This is a genomic window from Agrobacterium sp. 22-226-1, assembly GCF_053522345.1.
On record NZ_JBNWCP010000001.1, the window covers coordinates 197055 to 212806 of the forward strand.

Here is a 15752-nt window from a genome sequence, read left to right on the forward strand (position 1 = left end):
TTCCTCTTATCCCACTCGGGGAAAAGCAGGTATTCCGACAAAGACAGGACAAATTCAGCCATACATTATTCTGTCATGCATCTGCGGCTTGCCAGACCGTGTGACGATGGTAAGTTTCCGATGGATGGTAGAGCTGGAGAACGGAATGCTGCGCTTCGGAATAATCTCAACGGCGAAAATCGCTCAGGATCACGTCATTCCGGCGATACAGGATGCGCAAAACTGCGTGGTCAGCGCCATCGCCAGCCGTGACCTCGCCAAGGCGCGCGCGGTGGCGGATCGTTTTTCCGTGCCACACGCCTTCGGCTCTTATGAGGAGATGCTGGCCTCGGATGTGATCGACGCCGTCTATATTCCGCTTCCGACCTCGCAGCATGTGGAATGGACCATCAAGGCCGCCGATGCCGGCAAGCACGTTCTGTGCGAAAAGCCGATTGCATTGAAGGCGGGGGAGATCGACACCCTCATCGCCGCGCGTGACCGCAACCGTGTTATCATCTCGGAAGCTTTCATGGTCACCTATGCGCCCGTCTGGGCGAAGGTGAAGGAATTGCTGGCGTCCGGCGCGATAGGCACACTAAAGCATGTTCAGGGCGCTTTCAGCTATTTCAACCGCGATCCCGGCAATATGCGCAATATTCCCGAACTGGGTGGCGGCGCCTTGCCGGATATCGGCGTTTACCCGACCATCGTTACCCGCTTCGCTACCGGCGCGGAGCCCCGGCGCGTACAGGCCACCGTCGAGCGCGATAAGGAGTTCGGCACGGATATCTATTCCAGTGTCAGGGCCGATTTCGGCGGCTTCGAACTGAGTTTTTATCTGGCAACACAGCTTGCCGCCCGTCAGCTCATGGTTTTCCATGGCACTGAGGGGTACATTGAGGTCAAGTCTCCCTTCAACGCCAATCGCTGGGGTGCGGAAGAGATCGAACTGACCAATCAGGCCCATAACCAGTCGCAAATATTCCGGTTTCAGGATAGCCGCCAATATAAGCTGGAGGCGGAGGCCTTTGCCCGTGCGGCGAAGGGCGAGGGCGACGTTGTGACGCTGGAAAGCTCGAGAAAGAACCAGCTTTTCATCGACGCCATCTACCGAGCGGCGGAAAAGAATGGCTGGGAGACGGTTTAGTCCTGATCTTGCCGTTGCTTTTGAAGCCGCCAATAACCGTAAAGCGCCAGCGCCAGTGCCGCCAGCGCTGAAAAGGCAAGTGGGACGAGCGGCTGCACCAGCGGGTTGCGCCATTGCAGCAGGGCAAACAGCCCGACGCTGACGATACGTGAGGTGAGTGTGACGGCATTCATCAGAAAGCTGTTCAGCCTGGCTGACGCCTCACCATTTGCACGGTTCAGCCGCCAGCTTGTTGCAAGCCCCGTTGCCGCGCCCGGCAAACGGGCGGCCAGGGGATCGACGCCGAGATAGAAAATAAGCAGACAGGTAACGGCAAGGTCGGCGGCCAGTCCGCAAATCTCGGTCAGCGCAAAGCGGGAAAGCCTCAAGACTGTGGGCTTTTAGAGGGTTGGCTGGGTGGAACGCGGGCGCTGCAGCACCAGAAGGCTAAGGACGACACCCACGACACCGAAATTGTAACCGGCGAGCGCCAGAAGCAGCGACATCAAGGGCACGGCCGTGGAAGAAAGTGTAATCGCCACGCCATAGGCACCAATAATCATCATGCAGATGAAAACGATGCTGAAAACCGAACGAAGCGCAACTGCGGTTACGCCGAGCGCTGTGGCGGTAAGAAAAATCATGATGCCGCCTCCTCTTTGGTTGCCGGGCCTGGGGCAAGACGTAACGCCGTTTTCCCTAACGAACCCTTGTTTCCTCCTCCAATCCCCATTTTCCTAACTCGTTAGTTGAGGATATGGTTTCATCGCCGTTAAAATGAGGCCGGCCGGTGCCGGCATTTCCGAATCGACGGGTTTTGGTTACAAACGGGCATGAGCGATATCTTCTCCCACGCAGCATTGAGCAATCTTGCCGAGTTCTCGGTCTCCGAACTGTCGGGTTCCATCAAGCGCACGGTGGAGACGGCTTTCGAGCAGGTGCGGGTGCGCGGCGAGATTTCCGGCTATCGCGGTCCGCATTCTTCAGGACATGCCTATTTCTCGCTGAAGGACGACCGCGCCCGTATCGATGCGGTGATCTGGAAAGGCACCTTCTCGCGGCTGAAGTTCCGCCCGGAAGAGGGCATGGAAGTCATCGCCACCGGCAAGGTCACAACTTTTCCCGGCTCGTCGAAATACCAGATTGTCATAGAAAGCCTCGAGCCTGCCGGCGCCGGCGCGCTGATGGCGCTTCTCGAAGATCGCCGCCGGCGTCTGGCGGCGGAAGGGCTGTTCGATGCGGCCCGCAAGCGCCGGCTGCCCTTCATGCCGCATGTCATCGGCGTCGTCACCTCGCCGACAGGCGCTGTCATTCGCGATATTCTTCACCGCATTTCGGATCGCTTTCCTGTCCATGTGGTCGTCTGGCCGGTCAAGGTGCAGGGGGAAGGTTCGGGCGAGGAGGTGGCGAACGCCATTCGCGGTTTCAACGCGCTTCAGCCCGGCGGTGAGATTGCGCGGCCGGATGTGCTGATTGTCGCGCGTGGCGGCGGCAGTCTGGAGGACCTCTGGAGCTTCAACGACGAAATCGTCGTGCGCGCCGCTGCCGAAAGCGAAATTCCGCTGATTTCCGCCGTTGGGCATGAAACCGATACGACCTTGATCGACTACGCTGCCGATGTGCGTGCGCCGACACCGACGGGGGCCGCCGAAATGGCCGTGCCGGTGCGTGCGGAACTGGAAGCGCAGCTCTCCGGCCTTGCCGCGCGTCTTTCAGGCTCGGTATCGCGGCAGATGGACAATCGCCGTCAGGGTGTGCGGGCGCTGGTGCGGGCGTTGCCGTCGCTCGATCAGCTTCTCGCTTTGCCGCGCCGCCGGTTCGATGAGGCCGCCAGCGATCTCGGTCGCGGCTTGGAAATGACAACCCTCAACAAGCGCCGCGCCTTCGAGCGCTCAGCCTCGGGCCTCAGACCGGAAACCTTGCTGAACGGTCTCAAACAGCACAGGCAGCGGATTACCGAGCGCATGCATCGAGCCGAGACAATGGTCGAGCGCCGTCTGCTGCAGGGAAAAGGCCGTGTCGATGCCTTTGATTCTTCGCTGCGTTCGCTTCCCGCCCGGCTGCTCGGCCAGCTGGAACGGCAGAAAGAACGCATTGTCACCGCTGCACGTCGTGCCGATACAGCCGTGTTGCACCGCATGACGCAGAACCGCGCAGGCCTTGCCGCCCATGACCGCATCCTGCAATCGCTCTCTTATAAAAACGTGCTGAAACGCGGTTATGCCGTGATCCGCGACGAGGAGGACCGGCCGCTGACCCGCGCTGCCGCTGTCGCTTCAGGTGCTGTGGTCTCGATGGAATTTGCCGATGGCCGCGTCTCGGCCATCACGACGGGGGAGGGCGCGCCGTCCCCTGATAACCCTGTAGTGCCCAAAAAGAAGCCGGCGAAACCGGCTTCTTCCGATCCGGGCAATCAGGGCAGCCTGTTCTGATCAGATCGACGCTGCATCCGAAAAACGGCGGCTGACGGTGAAGGTCTTTTCGATATCGGGATGCAGTTCCATGCCAAGGCCGGCGCCCGGCGGCACGGTGATCATGCCGTTCTTCACCTCAGGCAATGCGGTGACAAGATCGCGATACCAGGTTTTGTAGAAGGCGCGCACGCTTTCCTGCACTAGCGCGTTCGGCGCGTTGAGCGACAGATGGGTGGAGGCGCAGAGCACCACCGGCCCGGTGCAATCATGCGGGGCGACCGGCAGATGCCAGGCTTCCGCCATTGAAGCGATCTTGCGCGCCTCCGAAAGGCCGCCGCACCAGCTGATGTCCAGCATCACCACACCGGCAGCACCTGTCTCGAGCAGATCGCGGAAGGCCCAGCGGGAGCCGAGCGTTTCCGAGGCGGAAATGGGCGCAGGCGAAACGGCGGCATAACGCGTCAGGCTGGAAAGACTGTCCATCTTGATCGGGTCTTCATGCCAGAAGGTCTGGTAGGGGGTGAGCGCCTTGGCGATCTGCATGGCGGGCAGAAGCTGCCACATGGAGTGAAACTCCACCATGATATCCATCTTGTCGCCCACGGCCTTGCGGATTTTTTCAAATGGCTCGAGCGCACTTTTCAGGTCCGGCATCGACATATATTGCCCGCGCGTCTTTTCCGCCGCCGCATCGAACGGCCAGATCTTCATGGCCGTGATGCCCTCTTCCAGCAGCGAATGGGCAAGCTCGTCAGCGCGATGCAGGAAGCCGTTGAGGTCGTCGTAATCCATGCCGCTGGAGAGGCCATAATTGGCGGTCTGCTGCCCGGTCGCCTTCTTGATATATTCGGTGCCCGCGCAGGTATTGTAGGTGCGAATTTCCTTGCGGCTGAAACCGCCGAGCAGCTGGGCGATGGGCTGGTTGGTGGCCTTGCCGAAAATATCCCACAGCGCAATATCGAAGGCGGAATTGCCGCGCACTTCCGCGCCCGATGAACGGAAGCCGAGATAACCGACGAGGTCGTGCGCCAGAAGGTCGATCTGCAGCGGATCGCGCCCGATTACGCGCGGGGCGATATATTCATGCACATAGGTCTCCACCGTCTCCGCTCCGAAGAAGGTTTCGCCGAGCCCGGTAATGCCCTCGTCCGTATGGACCAGAACCCAGAGCAAGTTCGTCCGTTCCGCCACGCGGACGGTCTCGAGTTTTGTGATTTTCATGAAGTGTCTCCTCCTCCAGAGGCAGGTCGTGTTCCGTCTGGAACCGTGTTTGAAAAATCAGGCGATGCCGGCTGCCAGAAGCGCGTGCACGCTTTCATCGAAATGCCGCGCCATCAGTGTTGAAGCCGTTTGTGGATCGCCGGCGGCAATGGCCTGTCCGATGGCGATGTGAAGCTCGCTTGCGGCATGGCGCTGCGCATCGGATGTGCGGCTTTTCCAGCCGATCGGCCATGTCTGGCGCGTCACGTTCTGGAAAGCGCCGAGAATGAGTTCGAAAACCGGGTTCTTGGAGGCTCTGGCAACGGCGATGTGAAAAGCAAGGTCGTGTTCCATGACCTTGTCGTTGTCGCCGAAATCCCGCTCCATATTGTTGGCATGGTCGAGAATGGTGAGCGCTTCCGCATCCGTGCGCCTCAGTGCAGCGAGCGTCACGGTTCTGACTTCGATCGTGCGGCGCACATCGTAGATCTGCTGGATGTTGATCTGTTCGGTGTGAATGCCATGTTCGAACATCAAGGACATTGCACCGTGATCCAGCGTCGCCACAGTGGCGCGCTTGCCGGCGCTCACGTCGATCAACCGCATGGCCGACAGAGACCTGAAAGCCTCGCGAACGACGGTACGGGAGACACCGAGCTGCTGCGAGAGCGAGAGCTCGCTGGGGAGCTTCGCTCCCGGTGCAAGTTCGTTTTCGCGGATATGGCGGGTAATAGCGCCGATCGTGCTGCTGACGAGACCGGATTCATGCGAAATGGCAGTTAACATTTTTCCTCCAACCTGTAGTACAGGTTTATGGAAAATTGCTTACAGGATTTTTGGGGGCGAAACAAGCGCCATCACGGATCCATTGTGTGTTTGTCGGGCCGAAAAGCCTATTCTTCAAAATCCCGCAAAAACCGTTTCAGCAGCCGGTTCAGCGTCGCAAGCTCTTCTTCGCTGAGACCGGCGACCAGGCGATGCTGGTTTTCGACGTGAGCGCCTGCCGCTTCCTCGACAATGGCAAATCCCCGTTCCGTCAACGATATCAGGACGCTGCGCCGGTCGTTCGGGTTATGGATGCGCTCCACCAATCCGGCTTTCTCGAGCTGGTCGATCCGGTTGGTCATGGTGCCGGAACTCACCATCGTCATGGCCAAAAGATCGCCGGGGGAAAGCCTGTAGGGTGAGCCGGAGCGCCGCAATGTAGCCAGCACATCGAAAGCGGAAGAGGAGAGCCCGTGCTTCAGCAACACCGCCTCCACCTCCCGGCCGAGATGGGTGGCGAGACGGTTCAGGCGCCCGAGCAGCCCCATGGGACCGACATCGAGATCGGGTCGCTCCCTGCGCCATTGCGCCAGAATGTGATCGACATGGTCCAACGGTTCTTTGCTCATCACCAAGGCATAACAATTGATGTCTTGACGTCAAGATAAAATCGGCTAGATTGCATTTATCTTGATATAGAGATTCTTGAAATGAAGAAAAATACGACCTATGCCGCCGATGTGCTGGTGACCGCCCTTGCCCCGGCCATCTGGGGAACCACTTATTTCGTGACGACCGAATTTTTGCCGCACGGCTATCCCTTTCATGTCGCGATGCTGCGCGCATTGCCGGCCGGCGTGCTTTTGCTGCTTTTCGTAAGAAGGCTGCCGCACGGTATCTGGTGGCCGCGCAGCTTCATTCTCGGGGCGCTGAATTTCTCGTTCTTCTGGGCGATGCTTTTTGTGTCGGCCTATCGGCTGCCGGGCGGCGTGGCGGCAACGGTGGGTGCAGTCCAGCCCCTGATCGTGATTGGCCTTTCCCGGCTGTTTCTCGCGGCACCCGTTCGGCCGCTGGCCATCGCGGCCGGTTTTCTCGGCATTGTCGGCGTTGCGCTTCTGGTTCTGGCGCCGGGTGCTGCGCTGGATGGTATCGGTGTGGCGGCAGGTCTTGCCGGTGCCGTCTCCATGGCTTTTGGAACGGTGCTGACCCGCAAATGGCGGCCGCCGGTATCGAACCTCACGTTTACCGCCTGGCAATTGACGGCGGGCGGCCTTCTGTTGCTGCCGGTCGCCTATTTCCTGGAACCGGCCCTGCCGACGCCGACAACGGCCAATATTCTCGGCATGGCCTATCTGGGACTTATCGGTGCCGCCCTGACCTATTTTCTGTGGTTTCGCGGGCTTGCCCGCATCGAACCTTCCGCCGCCGCGTCGCTCGGTTTTCTAAGCCCGGTCGTTGCAACCCTGCTTGGCTGGCTGGCGCTCGGCCAAAGCCTTACGCCAGCGCAGATCACCGGTTTCGTTGCGGTGCTTTTCAGCATCTGGCTCAGTCAGCGCAGCCAGTTGCCGAGATAGCTGTCGTCAGGCCCATTCGCCCTTGCGCATTACCGGAACCGTGGAGCCGTCCGGCTTCACACCGTCAATATCCACCTTGTCGGAACCGATCATCCAGTCGATGTGGATCAGGCTTGAGTTGCCGCCCTGCGCCTTGATCTCATCCTGCGACAGCGAAGCGCCGTCGAGGAAGCATTTCGAATAGCATTGGCCAAGCGCAATGTGGCAGGAGGCGTTTTCATCGAAAAGCGTATTGTAGAACAGAATGCCGCTTGCCGAGATCGGCGAGGAATGCGGCACCAGCGCCACTTCGCCGAGACGCCGCGCGCCCTCGTCGGTGTCGAGCACCTTGTTCAGCACCGCTTCGCCCTTCGAAGCCTTGGCTTCGACGATGCGGCCGGCTTCGAACTTTACCTGGATGTCATCGATCAGCGTTCCCTGATGCGAGAGCGGCTTGGTGCTGGAGACGTAACCGTCGACACGCAGCGCATGTGGGGTCGTGAAGACTTCTTCCGTCGGGATATTCGGGTTGCAGGTCACGCCATTCTTGGCGGTGGAGGCGCCGCCATGCCATTCATGGCCGTCCGCGAGGCCGATCTTCACATCCGTGCCGGGGCCGGTGAAATGCAGCGCAGAGAAGCGCTCGCCGTTCAGCCATGCCGAACGTTTGGCGAGATTGGCATTGTGCTGCGCCCATGCCGCGACCGGGTCGGCCAGATCCACCCGCGATGCGGCGAAGATGGCGTCCGCGAGCTTGCGAACAGCTTCGTCTTCCGCGAGATCGGGGAAGACCTGCTTTGCCCAGGAGGGATTCGGATAGGAGATGATGTTCCAGTTGATGTCGAAATTGGAAATCTTCTCCAGCGCCGGCTTGTAGGCCGTGGAGTTGGCCTTGTTGGCGCGGGCTACTTTGGCGGGGTCCTGTTCGGCCAGCAGCATGGGGTTGTCGCCGGCAATGGCCAGCCGCGCCGCGCCATTGGCATAGGCCTTCGCCATGCCTTCGTAGAGCCAGCCGGAAGCCCGGTCGAAATTGGCGTCGCTGGCGTGGCGATAGCGGGCAAGCGTGGTTTCTTCGTCGGAATAGAAGGTGGTGACCAGCCCGCCACCCGCCATATAGGCGTGTTTGGTCAAAAATCGCACCAGCGGCAGGGCCGCCAGCGGTGCGGTAATCACCAGATCCTGATCCTTCTGCAATTGCAGGCCGACCTTGACGGCGACTTCGGCCAGTTTTTCGAGTTTGACGGGATCGATGGGGGAAACGGTCATGATCTGCCTTCGTCTATTTCAATAGGAGGCGCCGACCATAGCCCATTCCTTCCGAAAGCCAAATGCTTTCAGGCGCGCCTCCTGCGCTTCAATCGGCGACCAGCGGCGCGGCAATCGCCTTCAGTGCGCTTTGGGCATCGCGGGGCGAAAGCCTCACCTGCAGGCCGCGTTGCCCGCCATTCATGTAAACATAATCATGCGCCATGGCCCCAGCCTCAATGGCCGTCGGCACCTGTTTCTTCTGCCCGAAAGGGCTGATGCCGCCGACATGATAACCGGTGGCGCGCTCCGCATCGGCAGGCCTCATCATGCTTGCGGATTTGCCTCCGAAGGCGGCGGCCAGCTTCTTCATGCTGACCTCGCGATCCGAAGGGACGACGACGCAGACCGGTTTGCCATCGAGTTCCGCCATCAACGTTTTCAGGACGAGATGCGGTGGTTCACCGATCGCCTCGGCCGCCTGCAGGCCGATGCGGTCGGCATTCGGATCGTAATCATAGGTGACGGTGGTGAAGGCAACGCCGGCCTTGGTCAGCATTTGGGTGGCACGGGTTGTTTTGGACATGGCGGGCTGCGTTCACGCAAAAAGGGTCTGGTAGATTTCCGGCTTGAAGCCGATGGTTATCTTGCCCTTCGCTTCAAGCACGGGACGCTTGATCATGGAGGGCTGTTCCAGCATCAGCCCGATGGCCTTCTCATGGGTGAGATCGGCCTTCTGGCCGTCAGCGAGTTTCTTGAAGGTGGTGCCGGCGCGGTTGAGAACCGTTTCCCAGCCCGTGGCATCGCACCATGTTTCCAGATGGGCACGGTCGATACCGGCCGCCTTATAGTCATGGAAAGAATAGTCGACACCGTTGGCTTCCAGCCAGCTTCTGGCCTTCTTCATCGTGTCGCAGTTCTTGATGCCGTAAATCGTGACCGTCATGCCTTCTGCCTCTTCGTCTCTAAAAGCACTTCCGGCATAACAAAATATCCGTCTTATTCAACCCGCCTGCTGAAGTGCCCTGCGCATATACCCGGTCCCGGTGCCTAAGCCATGCAAAATCGCAATGGCTGATATCCAAACGAGCGCGAGCAAAGCTGCATGGCTTCCCTGCTGCATCATGAGTTGTAGAACGGGCCGGAAATGCCCATTATCTGGGCATCAAAGATGGAGAGAAAAATGCGTCAGGTTGCAAAGACATCGCGTAACTTCTTCGGTGAAACTTTCGCCGTTCTCGGTGCAGCGCTCTCGGTTTCGGCCGCTGTTCGCGCACATCGCAAGCCCGCCCGCGCCGATCTCGAAGCCCTCGGCATCGACGGCAAGGCTTTCGACAAGGTACAGCTCTAAGCTGGTCATTATCCGTTGCGAGGCGATATCGCCTCGCTTGCGCTCGGGATCGATAACCGGATCGGTTTTCGGCTGGCGCGGCGGATGTGCGGCTGGCGGGAAAAGCGCCGGATTCGCACAAGAAGGTTCCGCATAGTTCCCAATGGAGAATGCGGAAAAATTGTCGGTATCAGAGCGCTATGCCGCTTCAAGTGCATGTTATCGCACCGACGCCCTTTGTGTCGGCCGTTTCGAAGGTCCGATCACTTTTTCCGGCAAATGTAGCTGGCTTTCAGGCCGTTCATAACGCTCCGCTTTCGGCGAGAGTGCGAAGCGCCCGAGCAACTCATGCCGTGTTTCGCCATTGTGGCTGAAAACGAGTTCGAAGCTCCCCGCCAGCCAGCTATAGGGTCTGTCAGCCGGCATAAGCTCAATTTTCCCGCAGCCGTAGATAACGGTGAGATGTGGCGTAAACGACGATGCGGCGACATAGGGCAGGTTTGCCCGCCGTAGGGCGCGCTGCACCATTTTCGCCAGAGCCTTAAGTTCCTGCATCTCGCGGCTGCTGCGTAGCGCCAGACTGTTGCGATTGCCGAACAGCAACGTTTCATCGAATGTGATCGGAACGGGCCGCGCCTTGATCTCCCCCAGTGCTGCCTTCAGCCTCTTTACCAGCCCTTGAGGCACGGTCTCGAAACCTCCGATACAGAGCAGGCTTATATGCAGAAGCTCCGGCGGATAGGCTTCACGCTTCGTCCGCCCTGCGGCATGGCGCGACGCATCGGCAAAAATTCGTTCCGCCAGGGCTGCCGGCGGTTTCACCGTGATCAAGAGCTTGCTGCTAAATCGCGGATTGAAACGCCGTATTTTCTCCGGCTCCCATCCTTCGAAGAAAAGCTGCCTTAAACCTCCTTCATCTGCCAACCCGAAACCCATAGCGATGCTCCACGGCCTTTGCCCGGGCCGGGATATTATCACTAACGGCAATAATTTAAAGAACAAAATGAGAACAATTGTCTGGCGGCGCTTACCAGATGCCGGGAAATAGCCGATAGTGCCTTTCACGGGCATAATCAGCATAGCCGGGCAATTCTGCCTGGAGCAGACGATCTTCCCAGCCGGTGCGCAGGATCAGCAGGGCGATGGCCAAGGCGGCGGGGAGCAGAGCCGCCCAGGAACCCAATGCGAGCGGTATGCCAGTGAACATGGCGATTGCGGCCGTGTAACCGGGGTGGCGCACGATACCGTATGGGCCCGACGTGATCACCCGCTGTCCGCGCTCGTTTTGGATGCGGACACCCGGCTCGAAGAACGGATTGACGGCCTGGGCCCACGCCGTAACCGCAATGCCGCCGACAAGCAGGATATACCCGAGCAGAATGGCCCAAAGCGGCACGATGGACCACCCCATCCGGCCGGCGTCGAGTGCCGCAACCGGGATTTCAGCGGCAAAAGCGAGAAGGATACCGGTGACGAGGAATAGGTCCCATGTCTTGGTGCCCGGCTGGAACCGGCTGCGCGCGCGGAAAATGACCGGGTTCACACGCGCCAATACCAGCGCGGAAAGGCCAAAGGCGGCGACGACGACCGCGAGGAAAACCCAGCCCGGACACCAGTCTATCCGGCCCGCAGGCAGAAAGATCAGGGCCATCAGGCTGAGCGGTGAAATAATGGCGTAGAGGATTGCGGCGGCGCGTGACATTGGCTTCGGATCGACATCGTGTGTCATCGATGGGCTCCTCCCATTGTCCTTTGCAGGCGAATGTAGCCCGTCCTAACGGACTGCATGGCACTGGTTAAAGCCATGCCGGACCGACGGGTGCTCTGCAAAGGATGGTCGAAATACTGGCGAAAAAGGGCGCAAAGTCAAACGTGCAAGCGGCTTCGTGGCTCGTCAACCGCATGACACGAGCTTCTGGACCGGGACGATGCGGCCTCGGTTCGGGGCGTGGATCAGCTGCCATCGGCCTTGGAATAGGCCCGCCATATCCGTCACGCGCATTCGGTCTCCGGTTCATAGGTTAAAACCGCCTGGCATTGACATTCTACCTACTAGTTGGTATGTAGCTCTCATGAAAAATCCACAGACCAAAGCCGATGAAATCCTCCGTTGCGCACGCTCCCTGATCATAAAGGGCGGCTACAACAGTTTCAGCTACGCCGACATTTCCGCCGTGGTCGGCATTCGCAATGCGAGCATTCACCATCACTTTCCCGGCAAGTCCGATCTGGTCCAAAAACTTGTCGCTCAATACAGGCAGGAGGCTGAAGCCGGTATCGCCGAACTGGAGCGAAACATTTCCGACCCGCTCGAACAGCTCCGCGCCTATATCGGCTATTGGGAGGGCTGTATCGCCGAGGCCACTCATCCCTTCTGCGTCTGCGCTCTGCTCGCCAGTGAAATTCCGGTTCTGCCTGAAACAGTCGCTCTTGAAGTGCGCGCGCATTTTCGAAGTCTCTCCGACTGGCTCACCGCCGTTCTGGAACGCGGCGTTGCCCAGGGGCGCCTCGCGCTGAACGGAACCGCCAAAGCCAATGCTGAAATCTTCATGGCCACCGTGCACGGCGCGATGCTTTCCGCCCGTGCCCATGGTGATGCGACGACTTTTGGCGCAATAACCCGCCCCATGCTGGAGCGCATGACCGCTTAAGCTTGCAGTTTTGCGAGGGAGCTCGATGGATGACCTCAGCGGCACGCCACCGAAAAAATAGACCGTATCAAGCTGGCAGATTTGTCGATGACGGTCTGCTTCCCGGACCACCACGTCCTTTTGGACGAGAAAGGCAATCTCTCATGTTCGGAATTTCTCCGCTCGGCTGGATCCATACGCTTGGAAGCCTGCCGGCCATTCCCGCCGCCATTTACATGTTTGCCCGCCACGGTCGAATCGTTCCCCGATCAGCGCCAGGCACTCTTTATCTTGCCTCCATGCTGATCGGCGCTGCGACGGTCTTCCTCGTGGCGCATCAGCCGATCAGTTACGGCGTTGGCGTCCTGACCATCCTGTTCCTGCTCGCAGGTTACGGCATCGAAGGTGTTCTGGGTTCAACGTGCATGGCCAGATATATTGAAACCATCTGTCTCAGCATCAGTGCGTTTCTTTTGATGGTCCCGACGGTCAGCGAAATCCTGCGTCGTGTTCCAGACGGTCACCCTCTGGTTACAGACCTGAAATCGCCGCTGCTTCTCGGCGCTCAGGCAGGGTTGCTGGCGATCCTTGTGGTCGGCCTGACCGCCCAGATCATCTATCTCGCACGGCAAAACAGAAACGCCGCGAACTAGTCGCGGCGTCATCTTTATAGGACCGTGTCGAGTATCGTCCTTATTCCCACTCGATCGTGCCGGGCGGCTTGCTCGTCACGTCATAGACGACGCGATTGATGCCGCGCACCTCGTTGATGATGCGGGTTGCTGCGCGGCCAAGGAAATTCATGTCGTAGGGATAGAAATCCGCCGTCATGCCATCCACCGAGGTCACGGCGCGTAGCGCGCAGACGAAGTCGTAGGTGCGGTAATCGCCCATGACGCCCACGGTCTGCACCGGCAGCAGCACGGCGAAAGCCTGCCAGATGGTGTCGTAGAGACCGGCCTTGCGGATTTCATCGAGATAGATCGCATCCGCCTTGCGCAGAATATCGAGCTTCTCACGGGTAATCGTACCGGGGCAGCGGATTGCCAGGCCCGGGCCGGGGAAGGGGTGGCGGCCGATGAAGCTGTCCGGCAGGCCGAGTTCACGGCCGAGCGCGCGCACTTCATCCTTGAAGAGTTCACGAAGCGGCTCAACGAGCTGCATGTTCATCCGCTCGGGAAGGCCGCCGACATTGTGGTGGCTCTTGATGGTGACCGAGGGGCCGCCGGAGAAGGAGACGCTTTCGATGACGTCGGGGTAAAGCGTGCCCTGCGCCAGGAAATTCGGTGCGCCCTTGCCATCGGCAGCAATCTTGGCCGCTTCGGCCTCGAAGACCTCAATGAACAGGCGGCCGATGGTCTTGCGCTTCACTTCCGGATCGGAAACGCCCGACAGTTCGCCGAGGAACAGATCGGCGGCATCCACATGCACCAGCGGAATATTGTAATGGTCGCGGAACATGCCGACGACCTGCTCGCTTTCGCCAAGCCGCATCAGGCCGTGGTCGACGTAGACGCAGGTGAGCTGGTCGCCGATCGCCTCATGGATGAGGATGGCCGCAACCGAGGAATCGACGCCGCCGGAAAGCGCGCAGAGCACGCGGCCGGTGCCGACCTGCTCGCGGATCTTGCGGATCATTTCGGCGCGATAGGCCGCCATCGTCCAGTCGGATTTGAGCCCGACGATCTTGTGCACGAAGTTGGAGAGCAGCTTGCCGCCGTCAGGCGTATGCACCACTTCCGGGTGGAACATGGTGGAGTAGTAGTGGCGCTTCTCGTCCGCGGCGATGGCGAAAGGTGCATTCTCGGAGGTTGCGATGACCTCGAAACCCTCCGGCAGCTTCGTCACGCGGTCGCCATGGCTCATCCAGACGGGATAGCTCTTGCCCTGTTCCCAGAAGCCTTCGAAAAGCGGGCTCGCCTTCTTGATGTCGATATCGGCGCGGCCGAATTCCGCCGCATGGCCACCCTCGACCACACCGCCGAGCTGCGTGCAGAGCGTCTGTTGGCCGTAGCAGATGCCGAGGATCGGAACCTTGCTGTCGAACACCGCCTGCGGCGCGCGCGGGCTTCCTTCCGCCGTGACAGATGCGGGGCCGCCGGAGAAGATCACGCCCTTGGGCTGAAGCTTCTCGAACGCCTCTGCGGCATTCTGGAACGGATGGATTTCGCAATAGACCCCGGCTTCGCGGATGCGGCGCGCAATCAGCTGCGTCACCTGGCTGCCGAAATCGATGATGAGAATGCTGTCGGGATGGGCTATCTGGGTCATGGCGAGCCTTTAAAGAAAATGGCGGCTTTAGGCAACCCGGGAGCGGGCGTCAAACAGCGGAAATTTGCGAAAATCGCAAGGTTCTAAAGGGCAATCACGCCGTCCTCGATGGCGCGGCAAAGCCGATGGACGGCATCCGCCAGCTTTTCATCGATGATGTGCAGGTACTCCGTCCAGTCGTCCACGTGGTTCACATCCACCTTGCCATCGGAAATGCCGCGCAGACTGACGAGCGGTACGCCGAAGCGCTGGCAGGCTCTTAAAACCGCGAAGGTTTCCATTTCCACCATATCGGCGTCGATCAGCCCGTAGGCCTCGCCCGAAACGACATTGGCGCCCGTGGAAAGCCGCGCCTCGGCAATTTCAGGTATTCGCAAAGGCAAGGCCACTTCGGCGGGCAGATCGAGCAGCGGCGTGCAGCCCTTTTCGAAACCGAAGGCGGAGGCGTCCATGTCGCGATAGGAAACCGAAATCGCCTGATAGATGCCGGTTTGCTCCAGCGTCCGCGAACCGGCGGAACCGAGCGAAACGACGAGGTCCGGCAGGTGATCGGCCGCATCGAGACCGGCAAGAACGGCCGTGACGGCAATCGCCGCCTCGACCGGGCCGATACCGGTCATCAGCGGCGCAATGCGTGCCTGAAGATGGGGACCGTATTCGGGGGAAGCCGCCATGACGAAGAGGACGGATTTATCCGCAACATGCAAAAGCCGGTAGCTCATCCGGTAATATCCTCGCGACCCTTCACCACCATCATCGTACCCGTCATGGAGGCGATCAACTTTGCTGGTCCGTCGGACAGCGCATAGGCGCGGCCATCGGCGACGATCAGGTTGTTCCCTGGCTTGATGATCTCGCCGCGAAACAGGAACCGCTCGCCGCGCCCGGGCGACATGAGGTTGACCTTGAACTCGATGGTCAGCAGCGAGGCTTCCGGCTCGATGATCGTATAAGCGGCATAGGTACAGGCCGTATCCAGACCGGCGGCGATGACGCCCGCATGCAATATGCCGTGCTGCTGCGTCAGCTTTTCATGAAAAGGAAGCTCGATTTCCACCAGCCGGTGTTCGATACGGCTGATCTCGGCGTTAATCGCCTGCACCACGCCCTGCCGCGCAAAGCTTCTTTCTATCCGCTGACGAAAATCGCCGGGATCCGTGATCTCCATGGCCTACCTGCCTGCTTCTGCCTCATCGCAAACTGACATGGCGCGTGGCGGCAGGCAAGGCAAGGGTG

General features: G+C 59.7%; 19 protein-coding genes. 6 read left to right on the plus strand and 13 right to left on the minus strand.

Annotated features, from left to right (window positions below; all coding sequences use genetic code 11):
- Window positions 1-145: 145 nt before the first annotated feature.
- The gene (locus ACQZ5K_RS00970; protein ID WP_448739418.1) at window positions 146-1129 is read left to right on the plus strand and encodes a Gfo/Idh/MocA family protein; all 984 of its coding nucleotides are present in this window, start codon (window positions 146-148) and stop codon (window positions 1127-1129) included.
- On the opposite strand, the gene ACQZ5K_RS00975 is transcribed toward ACQZ5K_RS00970, so the two are convergent.
- Both ACQZ5K_RS00975 and ACQZ5K_RS00980 read right to left on the minus strand, forming a co-directional pair.
- Complete coding sequence (locus ACQZ5K_RS00975) at window positions 1126-1497, minus strand: hypothetical protein (RefSeq protein WP_448739419.1); 372 nt, start codon at window positions 1495-1497, stop codon at window positions 1126-1128. The genes ACQZ5K_RS00970 and ACQZ5K_RS00975 overlap by 4 nt on opposite strands.
- Before the next feature lie 12 nt (window positions 1498-1509).
- Entirely contained in the window at window positions 1510-1752 is a 243-nt protein-coding gene (locus ACQZ5K_RS00980; protein WP_448739420.1) for a hypothetical protein, read from the minus strand.
- 189 nt (window positions 1753-1941) lie between these two features.
- Here ACQZ5K_RS00980 and xseA point away from each other — a divergent pair, with 189 nt between their 5' ends.
- A complete protein-coding gene (gene xseA / locus ACQZ5K_RS00985) occupies window positions 1942-3540 on the plus strand; it encodes an exodeoxyribonuclease VII large subunit (RefSeq protein WP_448739421.1) in 1599 nt (532 codons plus the stop codon).
- Here xseA and ACQZ5K_RS00990 read toward each other — a convergent pair whose 3' ends face one another.
- The 3 genes from ACQZ5K_RS00990 to ACQZ5K_RS01000 form a co-directional block, all read right to left on the minus strand.
- Complete coding sequence (locus ACQZ5K_RS00990; protein ID WP_448739422.1) at window positions 3541-4743, minus strand: mandelate racemase/muconate lactonizing enzyme family protein; 1203 nt, start codon at window positions 4741-4743, stop codon at window positions 3541-3543.
- A 57-nt stretch (window positions 4744-4800) separates the two neighbouring features.
- Window positions 4801-5508: a FadR/GntR family transcriptional regulator gene (locus tag ACQZ5K_RS00995; protein WP_003520144.1), complete on the minus strand. Its 708-nt coding sequence runs from the start codon at window positions 5506-5508 to the stop codon at window positions 4801-4803.
- A gap of 107 nt (window positions 5509-5615) precedes the next feature.
- Window positions 5616-6116, minus strand: coding sequence for a MarR family winged helix-turn-helix transcriptional regulator (locus ACQZ5K_RS01000; RefSeq protein ID WP_448739423.1), 501 nt, complete (start codon window positions 6114-6116; stop codon window positions 5616-5618).
- 81 nt (window positions 6117-6197) lie between these two features.
- Here ACQZ5K_RS01000 and pecM point away from each other — a divergent pair, with 81 nt between their 5' ends.
- A complete protein-coding gene (pecM, locus tag ACQZ5K_RS01005) occupies window positions 6198-7061 on the plus strand; it encodes a 4-hydroxybenzaldehyde efflux transporter PecM (RefSeq protein ID WP_448739424.1) in 864 nt (287 codons plus the stop codon).
- Window positions 7062-7067: 6 nt separating this feature from the next.
- Here pecM and ACQZ5K_RS01010 read toward each other — a convergent pair whose 3' ends face one another.
- From ACQZ5K_RS01010 to ACQZ5K_RS01020, 3 genes are all read right to left on the minus strand, one after another.
- A complete protein-coding gene (locus tag ACQZ5K_RS01010; protein ID WP_448739425.1) occupies window positions 7068-8306 on the minus strand; it encodes an aminopeptidase in 1239 nt (412 codons plus the stop codon).
- An 88-nt stretch (window positions 8307-8394) separates the two neighbouring features.
- Window positions 8395-8871: a Cys-tRNA(Pro) deacylase gene (gene ybaK, locus ACQZ5K_RS01015; RefSeq protein WP_125145165.1), complete on the minus strand. Its 477-nt coding sequence runs from the start codon at window positions 8869-8871 to the stop codon at window positions 8395-8397.
- A gap of 12 nt (window positions 8872-8883) precedes the next feature.
- A complete protein-coding gene (locus ACQZ5K_RS01020) occupies window positions 8884-9231 on the minus strand; it encodes an ArsC family reductase (protein ID WP_448739426.1) in 348 nt (115 codons plus the stop codon).
- Window positions 9232-9468: 237 nt separating this feature from the next.
- Between ACQZ5K_RS01020 and ACQZ5K_RS01025 the strand changes: the two genes are divergently transcribed.
- Entirely contained in the window at window positions 9469-9636 is a 168-nt protein-coding gene (locus tag ACQZ5K_RS01025) for a hypothetical protein (RefSeq protein ID WP_003503889.1), read from the plus strand.
- A gap of 198 nt (window positions 9637-9834) precedes the next feature.
- On the opposite strand, the gene ACQZ5K_RS01030 is transcribed toward ACQZ5K_RS01025, so the two are convergent.
- On the minus strand, window positions 9835-10551 hold the full coding sequence (locus ACQZ5K_RS01030) for a 2'-5' RNA ligase family protein (RefSeq protein ID WP_448739611.1): 717 nt from the start codon (window positions 10549-10551) through the stop codon (window positions 9835-9837).
- 91 nt (window positions 10552-10642) lie between these two features.
- Window positions 10643-11344, minus strand: coding sequence for a methyltransferase (locus tag ACQZ5K_RS01035; protein ID WP_448739427.1), 702 nt, complete (start codon window positions 11342-11344; stop codon window positions 10643-10645).
- A 343-nt stretch (window positions 11345-11687) separates the two neighbouring features.
- Here ACQZ5K_RS01035 and ACQZ5K_RS01040 point away from each other — a divergent pair, with 343 nt between their 5' ends.
- Both ACQZ5K_RS01040 and ACQZ5K_RS01045 read left to right on the plus strand, forming a co-directional pair.
- On the plus strand, window positions 11688-12266 hold the full coding sequence (locus ACQZ5K_RS01040; RefSeq protein ID WP_448739428.1) for a TetR/AcrR family transcriptional regulator: 579 nt from the start codon (window positions 11688-11690) through the stop codon (window positions 12264-12266).
- A gap of 143 nt (window positions 12267-12409) precedes the next feature.
- Window positions 12410-12898, plus strand: a complete 489-nt coding sequence (locus tag ACQZ5K_RS01045; RefSeq protein WP_448739429.1) for a hypothetical protein — start codon at window positions 12410-12412, stop codon at window positions 12896-12898.
- A 40-nt stretch (window positions 12899-12938) separates the two neighbouring features.
- Here ACQZ5K_RS01045 and guaA read toward each other — a convergent pair whose 3' ends face one another.
- The 3 genes from guaA to ACQZ5K_RS01060 form a co-directional block, all read right to left on the minus strand.
- The gene (gene guaA, locus ACQZ5K_RS01050) at window positions 12939-14516 is read right to left on the minus strand and encodes a glutamine-hydrolyzing GMP synthase (protein ID WP_149742833.1); all 1578 of its coding nucleotides are present in this window, start codon (window positions 14514-14516) and stop codon (window positions 12939-12941) included.
- Window positions 14517-14599: 83 nt separating this feature from the next.
- Window positions 14600-15238: a 5'-methylthioadenosine/S-adenosylhomocysteine nucleosidase gene (locus ACQZ5K_RS01055; RefSeq protein WP_020812397.1), complete on the minus strand. Its 639-nt coding sequence runs from the start codon at window positions 15236-15238 to the stop codon at window positions 14600-14602.
- On the minus strand, window positions 15235-15684 hold the full coding sequence (locus ACQZ5K_RS01060; RefSeq protein ID WP_003520131.1) for a PaaI family thioesterase: 450 nt from the start codon (window positions 15682-15684) through the stop codon (window positions 15235-15237). The genes ACQZ5K_RS01055 and ACQZ5K_RS01060 overlap by 4 nt, the downstream gene beginning before the upstream one ends.
- Window positions 15685-15752 lie beyond the last annotated feature (68 nt).